General features: G+C 73.8%; 18 protein-coding genes and 1 pseudogene. 10 read left to right on the top strand and 9 right to left on the bottom strand.

All coding sequences use genetic code 11. The features are described 5' to 3' along the window. The first annotated feature begins 8 nt into the window (after positions 1–8). Entirely contained in the window at positions 9–1,346 is a 1,338-nt protein-coding gene (locus ACFY15_RS27465) for a M1 family metallopeptidase (RefSeq protein WP_390689853.1), read from the top strand. Here the strand turns inward: ACFY15_RS27465 and ACFY15_RS27460 are convergent. The 3 genes and pseudogenes from ACFY15_RS27460 to ACFY15_RS27450 all read right to left on the bottom strand — a co-directional run bounded on the left by ACFY15_RS27460 (position 1,237) and on the right by ACFY15_RS27450 (position 3,230). After that, entirely contained in the window at positions 1,237–2,184 is a 948-nt protein-coding gene (locus tag ACFY15_RS27460; RefSeq protein WP_390826226.1) for a TetR family transcriptional regulator, read from the bottom strand. The two genes, ACFY15_RS27465 and ACFY15_RS27460, sit on opposite strands and share 110 nt — an antisense overlap. Further along, positions 2,181–2,639 (bottom strand): annotated as a pseudogene (locus ACFY15_RS27455) (MFS transporter); the annotation flags it as partial. The gene ACFY15_RS27460 and the pseudogene ACFY15_RS27455, both read right to left, overlap by 4 nt. A gap of 72 nt (positions 2,640–2,711) precedes the next feature. Continuing rightward, on the bottom strand, positions 2,712–3,230 hold the full coding sequence (locus tag ACFY15_RS27450) for a cupin domain-containing protein (protein WP_390826225.1): 519 nt from the start codon (positions 3,228–3,230) through the stop codon (positions 2,712–2,714). Positions 3,231–3,499: 269 nt separating this feature from the next. On the opposite strand from ACFY15_RS27450, the gene ACFY15_RS27445 reads away from it, so the two are divergent. After that, entirely contained in the window at positions 3,500–5,098 is a 1,599-nt protein-coding gene (locus tag ACFY15_RS27445) for a hypothetical protein (RefSeq protein WP_390826224.1), read from the top strand. Between the two features lie 101 nt (positions 5,099–5,199). On the opposite strand, the gene ACFY15_RS27440 is transcribed toward ACFY15_RS27445, so the two are convergent. Further along, entirely contained in the window at positions 5,200–5,424 is a 225-nt protein-coding gene (locus ACFY15_RS27440) for a hypothetical protein (RefSeq protein ID WP_390689848.1), read from the bottom strand. A gap of 362 nt (positions 5,425–5,786) precedes the next feature. Between ACFY15_RS27440 and ACFY15_RS27435 the strand changes: the two genes are divergently transcribed. The 5 genes from ACFY15_RS27435 (at position 5,787) to ACFY15_RS27415 (ending at position 10,841) form a co-directional block, all read left to right on the top strand. Then, positions 5,787–6,974 (top strand): FAD-dependent oxidoreductase, encoded by a 1,188-nt coding sequence (locus ACFY15_RS27435; RefSeq protein WP_390689885.1) that lies wholly within the window; start codon positions 5,787–5,789, stop codon positions 6,972–6,974. A 148-nt stretch (positions 6,975–7,122) separates the two neighbouring features. Beyond that, on the top strand, positions 7,123–9,483 hold the full coding sequence (locus ACFY15_RS27430; RefSeq protein WP_390826223.1) for a nitrate- and nitrite sensing domain-containing protein: 2,361 nt from the start codon (positions 7,123–7,125) through the stop codon (positions 9,481–9,483). After that, positions 9,480–9,881 (top strand): roadblock/LC7 domain-containing protein, encoded by a 402-nt coding sequence (locus ACFY15_RS27425; protein WP_042818750.1) that lies wholly within the window; start codon positions 9,480–9,482, stop codon positions 9,879–9,881. Before ACFY15_RS27430 ends, ACFY15_RS27425 begins: the two co-directional genes overlap by 4 nt. Beyond that, the gene (locus ACFY15_RS27420) at positions 9,881–10,252 is read left to right on the top strand and encodes a DUF742 domain-containing protein (RefSeq protein ID WP_390689846.1); all 372 of its coding nucleotides are present in this window, start codon (positions 9,881–9,883) and stop codon (positions 10,250–10,252) included. The genes ACFY15_RS27425 and ACFY15_RS27420 overlap by 1 nt, the downstream gene beginning before the upstream one ends. Then, complete coding sequence (locus ACFY15_RS27415; protein ID WP_390826222.1) at positions 10,239–10,841, top strand: ATP/GTP-binding protein; 603 nt, start codon at positions 10,239–10,241, stop codon at positions 10,839–10,841. Before ACFY15_RS27420 ends, ACFY15_RS27415 begins: the two co-directional genes overlap by 14 nt. Before the next feature lie 18 nt (positions 10,842–10,859). Here the strand turns inward: ACFY15_RS27415 and ACFY15_RS27410 are convergent, their stop codons facing one another. After that, a complete protein-coding gene (locus tag ACFY15_RS27410) occupies positions 10,860–11,180 on the bottom strand; it encodes a hypothetical protein (protein ID WP_390826221.1) in 321 nt (106 codons plus the stop codon). A 120-nt stretch (positions 11,181–11,300) separates the two neighbouring features. Next, positions 11,301–12,248 carry a VanW family protein gene (locus tag ACFY15_RS27405; protein WP_390826220.1) on the bottom strand — a complete coding sequence of 316 codons (948 nt, stop codon included), beginning with the start codon at positions 12,246–12,248 and terminating at the stop codon, positions 11,301–11,303. Between the two features lie 182 nt (positions 12,249–12,430). Between ACFY15_RS27405 and ACFY15_RS27400 the strand changes: the two genes are divergently transcribed. Then, entirely contained in the window at positions 12,431–13,066 is a 636-nt protein-coding gene (locus ACFY15_RS27400; RefSeq protein ID WP_390689842.1) for a hypothetical protein, read from the top strand. A gap of 18 nt (positions 13,067–13,084) precedes the next feature. Here ACFY15_RS27400 and ACFY15_RS27395 read toward each other — a convergent pair whose 3' ends face one another. The 3 genes from ACFY15_RS27395 to ACFY15_RS27385 all read right to left on the bottom strand — a co-directional run bounded on the left by ACFY15_RS27395 (position 13,085) and on the right by ACFY15_RS27385 (position 14,917). Then, positions 13,085–13,735 (bottom strand): HAD family hydrolase, encoded by a 651-nt coding sequence (locus ACFY15_RS27395; RefSeq protein ID WP_390689841.1) that lies wholly within the window; start codon positions 13,733–13,735, stop codon positions 13,085–13,087. 75 nt (positions 13,736–13,810) lie between these two features. Beyond that, positions 13,811–14,026, bottom strand: coding sequence for a hypothetical protein (locus ACFY15_RS27390; protein ID WP_366449490.1), 216 nt, complete (start codon positions 14,024–14,026; stop codon positions 13,811–13,813). 117 nt (positions 14,027–14,143) lie between these two features. Then, on the bottom strand, positions 14,144–14,917 hold the full coding sequence (locus tag ACFY15_RS27385; RefSeq protein ID WP_390826219.1) for a hypothetical protein: 774 nt from the start codon (positions 14,915–14,917) through the stop codon (positions 14,144–14,146). A gap of 207 nt (positions 14,918–15,124) precedes the next feature. Between ACFY15_RS27385 and ACFY15_RS27380 the strand changes: the two genes are divergently transcribed. Beyond that, positions 15,125–15,568 (top strand): VOC family protein, encoded by a 444-nt coding sequence (locus ACFY15_RS27380; protein WP_390689839.1) that lies wholly within the window; start codon positions 15,125–15,127, stop codon positions 15,566–15,568. 149 nt (positions 15,569–15,717) lie between these two features. Further along, entirely contained in the window at positions 15,718–17,262 is a 1,545-nt protein-coding gene (locus tag ACFY15_RS27375) for a hypothetical protein (protein WP_390826218.1), read from the top strand. Positions 17,263–17,372: the final 110 nt, after the last annotated feature.

Genomic DNA, 17,372 nt, shown 5'->3' with positions numbered 1-17,372 from the left:
AAACGGCAGTGAGCGGTCAGCGGACAGCGGCACCGGACCCGTACTTCCCGGAGAACGGCGATGCGCGCTACCGGGCGCACCGGTACGAGCTCGCCCTGGAGTACCGGCCCGGTCCCAACCGGCTCACCGGCCGGGCCCGGATCAGCGCGATCGCCGGACCGGAGGCACTGCCCGAGTTCCTCCTCAACCTGGCCGGGTTCAAGGTGGGCCGGGTCCTGGTCGACGGCCGGGCCCCGCACCACACCCACCGCGCGGGCCGGCTCCGCATCCGGCCGGCCAGACCGCTGCCGCCCGGCGCCGCCTTCACCGTGGAGGTGCACTGGGCGGGCAACCCCCGGCCGGTGCGCAGCCCCTGGGGGGGCATCGGCTGGGAGGAGCTGACCGACGGCGCGCTGGTGGCCAGCCAGCCGGTCGGCGCCCCCTCCTGGTACCCGTGCAACGACCGGCCGGCCGACAAGGCCTCGTACCACATCTCGCTCAACACGCCCTCCGCCTACACCGTGGCGGCCGGCGGCCGGCTCCTGACGCGGACCACCGGGGCCAGCACCACGACCTGGGTGTACGAGCAGTCCGCGCCCACCTCCAGCTACCTCGTCGGCCTGTCCGTCGGCATGTACCGGACGGTGCCGCTGGAGGGCGCGGGTCCCGGCGGCGTCCCCCAGAGCGCCCACGTGCCCGCACACCTGCTGTCGCGGTTCGCCCACGACTTCGCCCGCCAGCCCGCCATGATGCGCCTGTTCGAGGAGCTGTTCGGGCCCTATCCCTTCGGCGAGTACACGGTCGTCGTCGCCGACGAGGAACTGGACGTCCCGGTGGAGGCCCAGGGCCTGTCCGCCTTCGGCGCCAACCACGTGGACGGCGCCCGCGGCTCGGAGCGGCTCATCGCCCACGAACTCGCCCACCAGTGGTTCGGCAACAGCGTGACCATCGCCGACTGGCGGCACATCTGGCTGAACGAGGGCTTTGCCAAGTACGCCGAATGGCTCTGGTCGGAGCGTTCCGGCGGCCGTACGGCCCAGGCGCTGGCCGCCGCCGCGCACCGGCTGCTCGCCTCCCGGCCGCAGGACCTGCGGCTGTCCGACCCGGGCCGCAAGCTGATGTTCGACGACCGCCTGTACCAGCGCGGGGGCCTGACGCTCCATGCTCTGCGCTGCGCCCTGGGCGACGAGGCCTTCTTCCGGATGCTGCGCGACTGGGCCGCGCTGAACCGCCACGGCGTGGTGACCACGGCCGCCTTCACCGCCCACGCCGCCCGCTACGCGACCGGGTCGACGGACGGTCTGTGCGCGGCCTGGCTGGACGAACCGTCCCTCCCACCCCTGCCCCGGCCCCCGCACGGCCCCTGACGGCACGCCGGCCGCCCTGCCCCGGACCGTCGCCGGAGCCGGAGCCGGAGCCGGAGCCGGAGCCGGAGCCTGGGCGCTGTGCGTCCTGACCGGCCCCGGCACCCGGCCGCGCAGCCTCCTCCCGCTCCTTCCGCCGGCCCCGGCCGCCCTCGCGTACCGCACCCGCGGCCGGCTGCCGGCCGTCGACCCGGACTACCTGCCGCACTCCCTGGTCACCGGCTTCGGCGCCTGGGGGCCTCCGGGGGCAGGCGCCGTCGACGAGGCGCTGGAGGCCGGGGGCGCACAGGTCGGCCAGGCGGTCGGCGCTCGTGTGCGCGCCCGCCCCGTCCGGGCGGTGCAGGCTCAGGGTGGCGCCGAGGCCGAGCAGCTGGCCGGCGATGAGCTCGGCCCGCAGCACGGCGTCCGGCCCCTCCAGGGTGGCGGCCAGCCGGTCGGTGACCTGCTCGCGGAAACGCGCCCGCAGCAGGGTGCGTTCGTCCTCGATGCCGAGGGAGAACACCACCAGCGGATCCCCGCCGAAGCGGTCCCGCAGCTCGACCATCGTCAGGACCAGGTGCCGCCCGAGCCGCGACGGCGGGGCCGCGAACAGCGCGTCGGCGGCCGCGCCGAAATCGGCGACCGTGTTGAACAGGGCCTCCTTGCTGCCGAACCGCTTCGCGATCAGCGAGGGGCTCACCCCGGCGGCGGTGGCGATCCCGCGCAGGGTGACCTCCGCGTACGGGCACAGCGTGAACGCCCGGCGCGCGGCCCGCACGATGGCGTCCCGTCCGCTCCCGGCGCCCGCCTCCCCCTCGGCGGTGGCGGCCCGCGCGGTGGCGGATCCGTCGGTGGTGCTCATGCGCTCTCACGGGCGGCGGTCACGGACGTCGACACCGTGACCGTAGCGCCCCCGGCGGCCCGGTCGCGAGGCCGGTCCGATGGCAGGAAGAGGGTGGCGACGAGGGCGGCGATCGCCGCTCCGGCCGCGATGAGGAAGATCAGCAGGTACGCGTGCAGGGTCGGGGCGGTGCGGCCGTCGGCGGTGAACGTCAAATGGGCCAGCACGGCGGCGACGACGGCGCTGCAGCAGGCCTGCCCGACGGAGCGCATCAGGGTGTTCAGACCGTTGGCCGCGGCCGTCTCGCCCACCGGCACGGCCCGCATGACCAGGGCGGGCAGGGCCGAGTAGGCGATGGCCGTGCCCGAGGAGACGACGGTGGCTCCGGCCACGATCAGCCAGAGGCTGTGGCTGGTGAAGAAGCGAACCACGTAGCCGACGGCCATGACGACGGCGGCGAGCGCGAGGGCGGTCCGGGGTCCGTACGCGGCGGTCCGCCCCCGTTCCGACCCCCGTTCCGATCCCCGTCTCCGTCCCTCTGCCCGGCCTCACCCGGCGGAGGCGTCCGGGCCGTCGGGGCGGCGGCAGTACCGGCGCACCACGTCCTCGTGGTCCGGGAACAGCGCCGGCAACTCGTCGGGCCGGCCCAGGGTCATGTCGGCGAAGTCGAACCCGGGCGAGACGGCCTCGCTGATCAGGCCGTGGTCGCCGGCGGTCAGGTGGGAGGCCTTCCACACGCCCCCCGGAACGGCCAGGGTGAGCACCTCGCCCCGCCCCGGGTCCTGGCCGAGGACGGCGGTCTCGTACCGGCCGTCCGGGTGCAGCAGGTGGTAGGTGATCGGATCGCCGTGGTGGTGGAAATGCAGGATGTCGGACCGGTTGAGGTGCCAGTGCCCGACCGGCGACTCCCGGGTGAGCAGGTAGTGGATCGAGGTCAGGATGAATCGGTCGCCCCGGTCGGTCGCGATCGGAGGGCGGTGGTCCGCCTGGAAGGTCCGCCTGAAATACCCGCCCTCCACGTGCGGTTCCAGGCCGAGGGCGTCGATCCAGTCGTGTGCCGTGGGCACGGGGGCCTCCTCGGGTGGGGAATCGGTCGCTCGAGTATGTGCCGTGTCCGCGGGCCCGCCCCGTGATTCCAGGGCGATTCGAGGGTGATTCGACCCGTAATGCGGCGGCTATTTCCGGCATGACCGTATTCTCATTCCCGTGACCTGCCGGCCGTTTTTTTTTGCGGGGCACCCTGAGCTGCCCCGTCGAATTCATGGGAAATCGGCGGACGATCCCCTTGTTGGAAACTCATGTGCACGCGAGCCGGGTGGAACGGATGGGAATTCCAGTGGACCGAGAATCGAATACCCTGACCGCCCCGCGCCCGGACCACCGTGCCGGGTGGCCCGCCGACGGCCCGGTCCCCTTCGCGGCGACGACGGTCGAGGTGGCCGGCGACCCCGAGGACGGCCCGCGCCTCCTGCACCGCGCCGCCCGCCGCCTGTGCGAGGCCGCCGGGCCGGACGCCGTGCTCGCCCAGGCCGGCGGGGAACTCACCGCCCGCCTCGAACCGGGCCTGCACGCGGCGATGTACGTCTCCACGGAGATGCGCCGCGACGGGGCCGGGTCGCCCCTGCTGCGCCTGAACCTGCGCCTCTCGGGCCGCGGCGCCGCGCCCGCGCCGGCCTCGCTGGAGCGCTGGGCCGAGATATGGCACCGCCAGGCGCTCTCCGCGCACGAGGTGGTGCGCGTGGCGGGGGAGCTGCCGCTGATGAGCGCCGCCGTGCGGCGCCTGCGCGGCGGAAAGCCCCTCGCCGGCTTCGCCGTCCTGGTCACCGGGCACTTCCTGACCGACCTCGTCCACCTCGTCGGCTGCCTCGCCGAACTGGGCGCCCCGCTCGACGCGATGACGGTCCTGCGCAAGGACTACGCGTACCAGTGGCGCCACCGCGTCCACGGCCACCTCGTCGAGCAGGGGGTGCGCGTCGTCGACGCCGGGGACCCGGCGGCCGTCCGCGAGCACACCGAGCGTGCCCGACGCAGGGGGCTGCGCTGCCTGGCCCTGGACGACGGCGGCTACGTGGCCCCCGCGCTGCTGGACGCGGCCCGCAGCGGCGCGTTCGCGGCGTCGGGGGCGGGACAGTGGGCGGGGGTGGTGGAGCAGACCATGTCCGGGATCTACAAGCTGGAGGGCCGCGAACAGGAGCTGCCGTTCCCGGTGTTCTCGGTCGCCCAGTCCCGCCTCAAGGGGCGCATCGAGTCGTACTGGATCGCCGAGAAGGCCGTGAGCACGGCCCTGGAGCTGCTGCCCGCCCTGAAGATCGAGGGCCAGCCGGCGCTGGTCGTCGGCTACGGCAACGTGGGCGCCCACATCGCGGCCCTGCTGACCCAGCGCCGCATGCGGGTCGCCGTCCACGACGCCGACATCCTCCGGCTCATCGGCGCCCACGAGAGCGGGTACGTCACCGACCGGGAACTCCCCACCCTGCTCGACCGGCACGAGCCGTTGCTCGTCTTCGGCGTCACCGGCCGCACCAGCATGTCCACCCGGGAGTTCCGCTCCCTGCGGCGCCCGGCCTACCTGGCCAGTGTCAGCAGCCGGGACATCGAGTTCGACCTGCCCGCCCTGGAGGCCCTGGCCGACGGCGACCCCGTGACGCGCCCCGCGTCCCGCACCCACGTCCTGCCCGGCGGGGTCGACGTCACGGTGCTCGCCGGCGGACGGCCGGTCAACTTCCACGAGACGGACAGCATCAGCAACCTCCACTCGGACCTCGTCTACGCGGGAATGCTCACCGGCGCCTGCGCCGTCGCCACCCGCCCCGCCCCGCCCGGACTGGACCGGGCCTGGGCCGACGCCGTCCTGGAGGAGTCCGGACTGCTCCAGGACTACTACGACCGCTACGGCCCGAGCGCCACGTCCCGCCCGGCGGCGCCCCGCCGCTGAACCCCGGCGCCGGGCGCGGCCTTCGGTGCGGCCCGGTACGGACACGCGCTGTGCGGACCGCCGACTCGGCGGTCCGCACAGCCTGTAGGGGATGCGGCCGGTCAGCCGCAGTCGTCGTACCCTCCGCCCCAGTCGTCATCGTCGTCGTACCAGCCGTGGCCATAGCCGTGGTCGTCGTCCCATCCACCGCCGCCGTGGCTGTACGTGACCGGGTGCGCGGGCGCTGCCGCGGCAGCCGTACCCGCCGCGCCGAGGGCGGCGCCGCCGGCCAGGAGGACTCCGATCGCGGAGGCCGCGAAGAGCCGCTTCACTCTCAGTGCTTGCATGGTTCAGAACCCTTCTCGTCACTGCGCCGTTCCCACGGCGCGAAGCGGATTTCTGCCTCCTTTCGCCAACAGCACGGGGTTTTTGCCTTTACCCGATAAAATGTGGAGCGCATCCGCCGTCAACATGGCTGTTCGAGCCAAGGACCCATGGGCGGGACCGCTCTTCACTGGGCCGTCTGCATCACCGCAGGCTGAAACTCCTGCTACCGCGGTGGCGGCCCTCCTCTGTCCATGCTAGTCACCTACCAGTGAGTCGTCACCTCGGGCACCCGAGTCCGAGCGCCTGAAATCCGGAAAGGGGTGGAGGTGCCGTGGAACAGGAACGCACGACGTGCTGCGTGGTGGGCGGCGGACCGGCCGGCATGGTGCTGGGGCTGCTGCTGGCCCGGGCCGGAGTCGACGTGACGGTGCTGGAGAAGCACGGGGACTTCCTGCGCGACTTCCGAGGTGACACCGTGCACCCGTCGACGCTCTCGCTCCTGGACGACATCGGCCTCGCGGAACGCTTCGCCCGGCTGCCGCAGCGCCGGGTGACCTCCGTCCAGCTGCCCGTCGGACCGGACCGGTCCCTCGTCACCGTCGGGGACATCTCGGCGCTGCACGGCAGGTACAACTACATCGCGATGGTGCCACAGTGGGACCTCCTGGACCTCCTCGCCGACGAGGCGGGCAAGGAGCCCTCCTTCCGGCTGCGCATGGACACCGGGGCGACCTCCTTCCTCCTGGAGCGCGGCCGGGTCACCGGCGTCCGCTACCGCACCGCCGACGGCACCACCGGCGAACTGCGCGCCACCCTCACCGTGGCCTGCGACGGGCGCGGCTCGCTGGCCAGGGCCCTGCCGGAACTCGGCCTGGAGGGCTTCGCCTGCCCCATGGACGCCTGGTGGTTCCGTCTGCCGCGCCGCGAGCACGACCCCGGCGGGCTCGTCGGCGGCCTGGGCGACCGGTTCTTCACCGCCCTCATCGACCGGGGCGACTACTGGCAGTGCGCCGCGCTCATCCCCAAGGGCACGGACGCCGAGCGCCGCGCCGAGGGGCTGGAGCGCTTCATGACCCGCTTCACGGACGCCGTGCCGTGGCTGGCCGACCGCGCGGGCGCCGTCACCTCCTGGGACGAGGTCAGACTGCTCGACGTCCGCCTCGACCGGCTGCGCCGCTGGCACCGCCCCGGCCTGCTGTGCATCGGTGACGCCGCCCATGCGATGTCGCCGGTCTTCGGCATCGGCATCAACCTGGCCGTCCAGGACGCGGTGGCCGCGGCCCGCCACCTGGTGCGTCCGCTGCGCGCGGGCGCGGTGGGGCTCCAGGACGTGCGGCGGGTGCAACTGCGGCGCTGGCCCACGACGGTGGCCACCCAGGGGCTCCAGCGGCTGGCCCACGCCCAGGTCATCGAGCCCCTGCTGGCCGGCCGCACCGCCTTCGGCAACCCCCGCAGGGCGAAGCGGATGACGGAACTGGTCACGGACTCGCGCTGGCTGAACCGCGTTCCGGCCTACTTCATCGGCTACGGCGCCCTGCGCGAGCGCCCTCCGAGGGAGTCCCTGCGCTGACCTCCGCACAGCGGCGTGGAAGTAGGGTCTCCGTTTATTCGGACTGGCTGGATATGATCGGCATCCTCACCCCACAGGGCCGTGTCGGCAGTTCCCCCATGCCCTCGTCCAGGCCCGTCTCCGCCGCTCCCGAGGACCGATGTCTGCGATGGCACCCGAAGGCCCACCCAGCCAGCCGCCCGTCCGGCGCCGCCGCACCGTGCGCCTGCGCACGATGCTGGTCTGCCTGGCCGTCGTCCCCACCGTGGCGATGGGGACCCAGGTCGCCGTCACCGCCCAGCGGCTGCTGGCCCAGTCGGAGCACCTGCGCGGCGACGTGGAGGACGGCGAGCGGATCGGCGTGCCCCTGGTCAGGCTGATGAACGAGCTCCAGGCCGAGCGGGCGATGACGGCGGCGCGGTGGGCGGGCTCGCCCGTGACCGACGACGCCCTGCGCGAGAAGCGGGCCGGAACCGACCGGGCGGCGGCGGAGTTCCGCCGCATATCGGGCAGCGGCGGCGACATGGCGCAGCACGCCGACGAGGACGGACAGGAGCCCGGCGACGGGCGCCTCGACGCCGTCGGCGGACGGCTCGACCTGCTGGCCTCGTACCGCAAGCGGGCGGACGCCCACAACGGCAGCGCCGAGCAGGCGGTCGGTTACTACACCGGCGTGATCGACGACATCATCCGCGCCTACCAGGATGAATTCAGCCACTCCGAGGACGCCGAACTCGCCCAGGAGAGCCGGCCCGCCGTCGCCCTGTTCTCGGCCACCGAGATGGTCGCGCGCGAGGACACCGCCCTCGCGCTGGCCGGGCCCTCCCGCGAACTGGCGGCCACCGGGTTCTCCCAGTTCCTCGACGCCGTCGGCACCCACCGCTACCTGTACGACACCTGGATCGTGCCGTACCTGCCACCCACCGAGCTGGCGGCGTACGACAAGCTCACCGGCTCGGACGCCTGGCACTCCAAACTCCGCATCGAGAACGCGGTCATCGCCAACCACAAGGACACCGCGACCGGTGTGAAGCTGCCGGCCGACGTCGGCGACTGGCCCGCCGCGTACCGGACCTTCGCACCCCGCCTGGCCCAGCTCAACACGGACCGTGCCCGCGGCGTGTTCGAGGACGCCGACGCCAAGGCCACCGAGCTGGAGGTCGAGGTCTCCTGGCTGATCGGCGCCAGCGGTGGCGCCCTGCTGCTGGTCACCGCCGTCGTCGTCCTCACCACGCGCTCGGTCCTGCGCCGCCTGAACCGTCTGCACACCCGCACGGTCGCCATCGCCGAGGAGACGCTGCCCGACGTGGTGGCCCGGCTCCAGCGCGGGGAGCCCGTCGACGAGGAGGCGCTGCCGGCCGTGCGCGGACGGCAGGACGAGGTCGGGCAGATCGCCGACGCCTTCGCCCGGGTGGTCGCCGCGTCCGTCGACGGGCACCGGCAACTCGCCGCCGAGCGGCACGGTTTCGGCCTGTTCGCCTCGGGCATCGCCTCGCGCACCGGAAACCTCGTCAGCCGGCAGCTGAGCCTGACCGAGGACCTCCAGGACACCTTCGGCCACGACGAGGCGCTCCTGGCCCAGTTGATGCGTTCCGACCAGCTGACGGTGGGCATGCGGCGCCAGATCGAGAACCTGCTCATCCTCGCGGGCGGCGAGATCCCCGACCCGCACACCGAGCCCATGCGCGTCGCCGACCTGCTGCGCGAGGCCGCCGCGGAGGTCGAGGACTTCCGGCGCATCGAACGCCAGGCCCTGGACGAGGCGAGCGTCCAGCCGCACGCGATCAGCCAGATCAGCCACCTGCTGGCCGAGCTGCTGGACAACGCGACCCGGTTCTCGCCGCCGCGCTCGAAGGTGGTCGTCCGCGCCGAACTCGTCGCCGACGGGCTGTCGGTCGAGATCGAGGACCGCGGACCGCGCGTGACGCCCGCCGGGTACGAGGCCATGAACGAGCGCCTGCACTCGGCGCCGCCGTACTCCGTCCTCGCCGAGAACGCGCACCGGCTGGGCCTCTTCGTCGTGGGCCACCTCGCCGAACAGCTCCAGGCCCGCGTCACGCTGCGGCGCTCCGTGTACGGGGGGACGGCGGCCGTGGTGGTCCTGCCGGGCACGCTGCTGGCACCGGCCGCGCAGCACCCGGAGCCCGGGCCCCGGCCCGACCGCGAGCCGCGGCCGGCCGCCGTGCCCGCTCCGGTACGGATCCCCGTACGGGAGCCAGCGGTACGGGAGCCCGCGCCAGAGGCGCCGCCGACCCCGGCACCGGGCCCCGAGCCGGCCGCCCCTGCACCCCTACCGCCGCGGCCCGAGCGGGCGCTGCCCACCCGCTCCACGGCCGCCGCCGACGCGCGGCCGGCCCTGCCCGAGCGCGTCCCGCAGACCCACCTCACCCGGCAACTGCGCGGCCCCCGCGCCCCGGAGCCGGACGCCGGCCGGGACGCGGCGACACCCGAAGAGGTGGCCGACGCCTGGGCGGACTACGAAGAGGGGACCAAGAAAGTGGAAGCAGAGCTCGGAGCGGACCAGCCATGACAACAGCCAGCGACATGATCTACGGCATCCTGGACAACAACCTCAGCAGGATCGCCGGAATCCAGGGAGCCGTGCTCCTGTCCAACGACGGGATCAAGCTCAGCGCCTACCTGCTGGAGCGGGACCAGGCCGAGCGCATCGCGGCCGCCTCCTCCGGCATCGCCGCCACCATGAAGGCGATCTCCCGGGAGATCGACGGCGGCCGCGTCATCCGCCAGCTCGTGGAGATGGACGACCGCTACCTGTGCGTCGTCGGGTGCGGGGAGGGCAGCACGCTCATCGTGGTGACCAACCGCAAGGCCCGGCTCGGAGAGCTGGGGGGCGAGGCCGTACGGACCGCGCAGGCGCTCGGCGAGTGGCTGGGGACCCCCGAGCGCACCTCCGCGCCGACCGCGTAATGCCCGACGAGCCGCAGCGCCGCAGCACGCGCCGGACCCGGCTGTACGCGCTCACCGACGGCCGCACGGCCGCCGCTCCGCAGACCGTCCTCACGATGGACACGACCATCGTGGCGGCGGTCCCCGGGGACGTCGACCACGCCGGACTGGCCACCGAATGGCAGGCCGTCCTGGCCATGTGCGCGCCGCCCGGCGGCATGGCGGTCGCCGAGATCGCCGCCCGCATGCACATGCGCCTCACGCCGATGACGCTCCTCCTCGGTGAACTCGCCGACCGCGGTCTGATCGACCACCGGCCGCCCCTGGAGGGCGCCGAGACCACCAATGTCCACCTGCTCATGAAAATCAGGGACAACCTTGCCCGGATATGACACCTCCGCCGCCTCCGCCTCCCGGGAAGCGGCCCCTGTCAAGATCCTCATCGCCGGCGGATTCGGAGTGGGCAAGACGACCCTGGTCGAGTCGGTCTCCGAGATCGAGCCGCTGCGCACGGAGGAGCGCCTGACGAGCGCGGGCGTCGGCGTCGACGACCTCGACGGCATCGAGTCCAAGACCCTGACCACCGTCGCCATGGACTTCGGCCGGATCACCCTCGCCGACGCGGGGGTCGTCCTCTACCTGTTCGGCACGCCCGGCCAGGAGCGGTTCTGGTTCATGTGGGACGACCTGCTGAGCGGGGCCCTGGGGGCGCTCGTGCTCGTCGACACCCGGCGCCTGGACCGGGGCTTCCCGGCGATCGACTTCTTCGAGAGCCGCGGGCTGCCGTTCGTGGTGGGCGCGAACTGCTTCCACGGCGAGCAGCCGTACACCGCCGAGGAGATCGCCGCCGCCCTGCACCTGCGGGATCCGGCCACCCCGGTGCTCCTGCTGGACGCCCGCTCGCGCGACGACGCGCGCGACTGCCTGCTGGCCCTGCTCGACGTCGTCATCGCCCGAGCCGGAGCCCTGTCCGCGCCCTGAGCGGGCGGCGCGGCGGCCCTACCGGGGCGCGGGGCGCTGGGGCGCCGGCGTCCCGCTGTCCTCCAGGAGGACCCGCAGGGCGTACTCGGCGGTCCGGTGCCGCAGGAACACCTGCGCGCGGGTGCCGGCCGCCATGGTCCGGGCCGCCGCCGCCCCCACCCGGGTGGCGTCGTCCCGGGTCTCGCGCCAGCCGTGCGCGGTGCGCCGGACGGTGCCGTCCCACGCGGTGTGGCGGGCCATCCAGAACCATCCGGTCCCGGCGCGGCAGCACCCCCAGACCACCGAGTCGAGGCCGGCGTCCTCCCCGCCCTGCCCGTGCGCCTGTCTCTCCCGCGTCACGTGCGTCCCCCCGGTTTCGGTCCTGGTTCGGACCGCAGGCTAGGTCAGCGCGGCGGGCACCAGGGAGTCCGGGTTTCGGCCAACCTGGAGGGCGTTCGCGCCGCCGTCTCCCGGGGCGGGTCAGCCGGCGCTGGGAGACGGCGAGGGGGAGGCCGGGACCACCGTGGGGGAGGCCGGGACCACCGTGGGGGACGGGCTCGCCGGGGACGGGCTCTGCGTGGGGTCCACGGCGCAGACGACCTCGTCGCGCGGGGTGTAGTGGGTGCGGAACGTCTGCCGCCCGACCTCCCGGTCCTGGCGGACGAACACCCGGTCCACCGCCACGTCGAACCCCTCGAGCGGGGTCTGCGCCTCGCAGTCGGGGCCGGAGGCCCGGCGCACGCCCGGCGCGGTGACGTTCGTACGCGGGCCCTGGGTGGCGCGCACCTCGTCGTACTTCTTCGTCCCGAGCAGGGTGATCGTCACCGAGGTGTCGGTGGACTCGGCCCGGACGGTGAGGGGGTGGCCGGAGTCGTTCCTCCAGCGGAGGTCGAGGGTGCCCCAGGCGACCGTGGCCTCGCGGCCCTCGGGGTACCGCTCGATGTAGAAGGAGTGCGCCCCGTGCTCCACGAGATCGACGCCCGCGAAGAACGCGGCGTTGTACATGGCCGTGGCCACGCTGGAGACGCCCCCGCCGGGCGCCTTCACGTACCGGCCGTCGTTGATCATGATGCCGTCGACGAAGCCGTTCTCCCGGGTGCGCTCGCCGACGGTCCCGTTGAAGCTCCACGTCTGACCCGCGGGTACCACCGATCCGTTGATCAGCTCGACGGCGCGCCCGATGTTCGCCGTCCGGTACGGGGCGGCGGGGAAGTGGACGGTGAACGAGGAGACCTCCTGCAGGCCCGCCACCGCACCGGCCGCTCCGGACGCCCGCCCGGCCGCCGCGCCGGCCGGCGCGGGCGCCTCGGCGCCGGAGGCGTCACCGGCCGGGATCAGCAGCGTGAGGAAGAGGCCGAGTGCGGCGGCTCCCGTCATCGCGGGCAGGCCGATCCGGCCGTGGTCCGTCAGGCGGTGTGCGCTGCGCATGTCTCTCCCGGTGGCGTTGGCTTGGTACGACCACAGACAAGAATCCAGCGATTTTGGTCAAAAGGGACAAAAATGTGCCCGTTCTCACGCCGGGAGGTCCCGGAAGCGGAAGCCGGGCACGGCAGGGCTCCGGGCCGGGGCCGGTCCCCGGGAGCGCCGCCGGGGACGCTAGCGTGATCGTCATGTACGCGATCAAGGGCGTGAACGCCACGCCGGGCGGGCGGATCACCGTCCACCTCCACGACCACGGCTACGCCGTCAGGCCGGACCAGCGCGAGGAATCCCTCGCCGAGACCTTCCTCGGCGAGGGAGCCGGTTGCGTCACCCTCCTGGTGATGCTCGCCTCGCTCGGCGCCTTCACCGTGCTCCGCAGGACCGGGGCGCCGGAGGCCGCCGTCGACGCCTCCATGTGGGTGTTCCTCGTCGCCCTCTGCTACGGCGCTCTCATCGCGTTGCTGAACTGGGCCGGCGGCGTGATCGCGGGCATCGCGATCTTCCTGTTCGCCGTGGTGACCTTCCCGGCCCTGCTGATCCCCGGCTACCGGCGGGCCCTGCGGCGCCGCCGGGGCGGCCGCCGCGCCCCGGAGAGCGAGCCGGGCTGGGTCCCCGCCACGGCCCTCGCCGGGGTGTGGCACCAGCCCGACCCGCGCGGCGGCAGCGTGGTCACGGTCCAGCTCACCGACGGATCCGTCACCGCGTTCGTACCCGCGCCCGAGCAGGCGCACGACCTGTACGCCCGTTTCGACGCCCTGCTCCGCAGCGCCCGGCCGGCCCCCTGGCACCCCGGGCAGCCGGCACGGCAGCGGTCCTGGCACTGACGTCGGCCCGCGTGTCGCCTACAGCGCGGCGATGAGCGCGGGCAGCGCGCGCATGTCGTGGAAGACGGTGGTGCCGGGGCCTTCCAGGCGGGCCGCAGGGGTCAGCCCGCCGGCGTAGCCGAGGGAGCGCATGCCGGCGGCCCGTGCGGCCCGGACGCCGGGCCCGCTGTCCTCGACCACGACGCAGGCCGCCGGGTCCACGCCCATCCGCCGGGCCGCGTGCAGGAACAGGTCGGGGGCCGGCTTGCCGCGGGCCACCTCGGTGGCGCTGTAGATGCGGCCGGCGAAGCGGGCGTAGAGCCCGGTGCGGCCGAGGGTGTGGCGCATCTTGTCGTGCGAGCCGCTGGAGGCGACGCAGGTCGGCAGGGTGAGCGCGTCGAGGGCCTCGGGCAGGCCGTCGACCGGGGCGAGGCCGGCGTCCACGGCCTCGCGGTGCAGTTCCTCGAACCTCTCCGACCAGATCGCGGCCGTCTCCCGGCCGAGCCGGTCCGCGATCTGCTCCCGGATGGCGGCGTGCGAGCGTCCGATGAACCGGTCGACGACCTCCTCCTCGGTCAGCGGCCACCCCCACGCGGCTCCGAGGGCGACCTGCACGCGTGCGGCGATGCGCTCGCTGTCGACCAGCACGCCGTCGCAGTCGAATATGACGAGTTCGATGGGCTTGATCATCTCCGCAGGATAGGGGCAACGGCAGCCGCGCCCTCGCGGCAGGCGTCCGGCGGCACGGTCCCGGGCGGGGCCGGCTCAGCCGGCGGGCAGGCGCATGCCGAGCCGGGTGCCCAGGGCGCGGGCGGTGGTGCGCACCTCCTCGCCGGTCCGCCCCTCGGCGACGGCGCCGAGGACGGCCAGGGCGAGCACGGCCTCGCGGTAGGTGAGCACCGGCAGCCGCTCGGGCCCGGCGTCGGCGTCCGCGTCGAGTTCCTCGGCCACGATGTCGGTGTAGAGATCGTCAAGTGTCACGCGGTACCCAACGCGCCGTCCGTCCGTCGGTTACTCCGGCCGGACGCCCCCGTCCGCCGGGGTCCTCACTCCGCGAGCACGCCGAACGGGCCCTCCCCGCGCAGGCACGGGGTCCGGTCAGCCCGGGTAGGTGATCGAGCCCAGCGGCGGGCAGGCCAGGAGCACGGCGCCGGCGCCGGGACGTTCGACGAAGGCCCGCGCCTCGGCCTCCTGCCGGCGCCGGGTGTCCCGGTCGTCGGCGTGCCAGGCGTCGAAGGTGGCGCGGGTGCGGTCCCAGGACCCGTCGATGAGACTGAGGCTGGTGTTGGCGGAACTCCGCCCGAATTCCGCCTTCACCGCCGCCTGCTGGAGGGCGGACTGGAGCGCGGCCAGCTCGATGCGGGTGATCAGGAGGCCGGGGGTGTGTGGCGCACGCGTCGGGAGGGGCGCCTGAGGGAGCAGGGACACCCCGGCGTCGAGGCGGCCGATGTTGTCGACGGTCGCCTCCCGGGCCTCGCTCACCGTGATCTGCATCTCCCGGTGCAGCCAGACGAGCTCCTCGAAGTCCCCCTGGGTGATGCGCATCCGCTCGTACGTGAAACGGAACCGGGGATCCTGGTGCAGCGGGCGCATGGAGGGGAGGTGGAGGGCGACGCAGTCGTTGTAGCCGGCCGTCACCGCGGCGTCGAGGTGGTACAGGGCCCGGTTCACGTCGCCCTGCGCGACGGCCAGGTCGCCGAGGTTCGCGTGGCACGCGGCGGCGAGCCACGCACCGTCGGGGCCGAGCGGCGCGGCCCGCGCGACCACGTCGTGGAGGCCCGCGGCGAAATCGCCCCGCTGCGGGGCGCCGCTCAGACAGGTCACCAGCAGATCGTGAAGACGGGCGGTCAGCGAGTCGACGGTGTCGACCATGGGTCTCCTCGGACGTAACGGGCAAGAGTGAAGCGGGCGTTCAGGCTAAGCCAGGGCACCGCGCGGGCGCGCGGCGGTCGGCCCGGGAGGTATCCGCGGCGGACCTACAATGCCGGGGGGCCGTGAACGCGCGGACCGGGTCGACGAGGGGGACGCATTGACGCTGCTGCGCGCTCGCGCGGCCGAGGCCGCCGCGGTGGGGACGGCGTGACCCGGCCGGTGCACGGTGCCCTGCACCACGTCGAGATCTGGGTACCCGCACTGGAGCGGGCCGTCGCCTCCTTCGGGTGGCTGCTGGAATCCCTGGGCTACACGCCCTTCCAGAGCTGGCGCGACGGCCGGAGCTGGCGCCTCGGAGCGACCTACCTGGTCTTCGAGCAGTCGCCCGCCCTCACCGCGGGGCGGCACGACCGCCGCCGGCCCGGCCTGAACCACCTGGCCTTCCAGGTCGAGGGCCGCGACGCCGTCGACGCGCTGGCCCGCCGTGCGCCGGACCACGGCTGGACCCTGATGTTCCCCGACCGCCACCCGCACGCCGGCGGGGAACACACCTACGCCGCCTACCTGGAGAACACGGACGGCTTCGAGGTCGAACTCGTCGCCGTCGACGCACCCGGACCGGCACCGGCGACCGGGACGCACCAGCCCTGAGCCCCAGCCGTCCCGCCCCTCCCGCCCCGTCCCGCGGGTTCCGCCCGGGCCGGCGTCCGGAACCCGGACACCCTCTTCCGTGAAGCCCCTGGCACCGGAGCGCACCGCCCTACACAATTGAGCCGAACCGGGCCATGGGGGAGGCGCTGATGAGCCGGGCTCTGCGTGTCGGCATGACGCTGGGCGGTGTCGTGGTGGTGGCGGTGTGCGTGCCGCTGTTCGCCCCGTACTACTCCACCGTCCTGGTGTGGGAGCTGCGCAAGCTCTTCGCCTGGCTGGCCCTGCCGCTGCTGGCCGCGGGCGGCGTGCTGCTGGTGTGGTGGGTGCAGCGGCTCGTGCGCGGATGGCGCGGCAAGACCGTCGGCCAGAGCGATGTGGCGGGGACCCTCGGCTGTGTGGGCGTCCTCGTCGGCCTCGTCCTCGCGGTCGGGTGGATGATCTACGGCGCCTACCTCCAGGACCGCGCCTACATGCAGGCGACCCAGGTCGTGACGGACCCCGTGCCCGGGCTGGCGCCCCGCGCCCCGTTCCTCGTCGGCAAGGCGCAGGCCGCCCCGCACCTGGGTGATGTCACCGGTGAGATCGCCGACATCACCTATCTTCCCGACTCCGACCGCTTCGCCACCCTCGTCGAGCGGAGCGGCTGGCTGTCGGGGTACGAGGTCGGCCTCGAACAGGACGTCCCGCTCGGGGGCACCAGCCGCTCGCAGCAGCGCTGCGCGTTCGACGTGGATGTGGCGGACGCGCGCATCAGCGGCTGGTTCGACCACAACCTGGGCCGGAAGATCTCCGAGCAGAAGCGCTGGGTCCGCTTCGAGGCCGGCGACGCCTACGTGACCTGCTCGGGCGACACACCCGTCGTGGTCGTCCCCCTCAAGCGCCAGACCGGGTTCCTCGTCGTCACCGAACAGCCCGCCGGGGTCGCGCTCTACAACGGCCGGACGGGCAAGGTCACCATCACCACCGACACGGAAGCCGTCCCGGGCCCCTCCTACCCCGTCAGCCTCGCCGCCCGGCAGCGGGAGGCGGTCACCGCCGTCGGCAGCTTCACCGACTGGTGGTTCGAACGCAGTGGCTGGGACGCCTCGGAGGACGGCGCGAACGCGGGCAACGACTCCGAGTTCACCCTGCGCTACAGCGACGCGAGCGGACGCAGCGCCTACGTCACCCCCCTCACCCCGCAGGGCGAGGCCAGCTCCGTCGTCGCCGTCGCGACGGTCCCGGCGCACTACCAGGGCAGCGGGCTCGCGCCCCTGACCGTCCACCGGCTCGACCCGACCTGGTCCTCGCCGAAGGCGATCGTCGCCCTGATCAAGGCCGAGTACCGGGACGTCTGCTGCTACAACGACGACCAGGTGTTCGAGGTGGTCCCCACCGGCGGCACCACCTGGACCGCGACGATCGGCAGCGAACAGGACATCCGCTACCGGGTGGAGGGCAGGGGCCAGGTCGCCGGCCACGAGGCGACCTGTCTGAAGGCCGCCGACGGCACGCTCATCAAGTGCGCGTACGCGGCACCCGGCTCGCCGGAGGAGCAGGAGCTCAAACGGCGCGACGAGCAGAAACAGAAGGACAAACCCCGGACCGACCCACCGGACCTCGGTGACCTCACCGGCTACACCCCCGAGCAGCTGGCCGACCTGAACCGCCGCATCACCGAAGAGGTCAACCGCCGCCTCAAGGGCGGCGGCTGACCGGGCCCGCCGAATCGGGGACGACGCGGCCCGACCCGGCACCCACCGGCGCCGGCACCCGCCGTCCGAGCCCGGTCAAGGGGCCGCTGCCGCCGCTCCCACCGGCGGGT

This window comes from Streptomyces sp. NPDC001373 (assembly GCF_042895815.1).
Lineage (GTDB): Bacteria > Actinomycetota > Actinomycetes > Streptomycetales > Streptomycetaceae > Streptomyces.
Note: the sequence above shows the minus strand (reverse complement) of the source record. Positions and strands in the feature narration are given on the sequence as shown.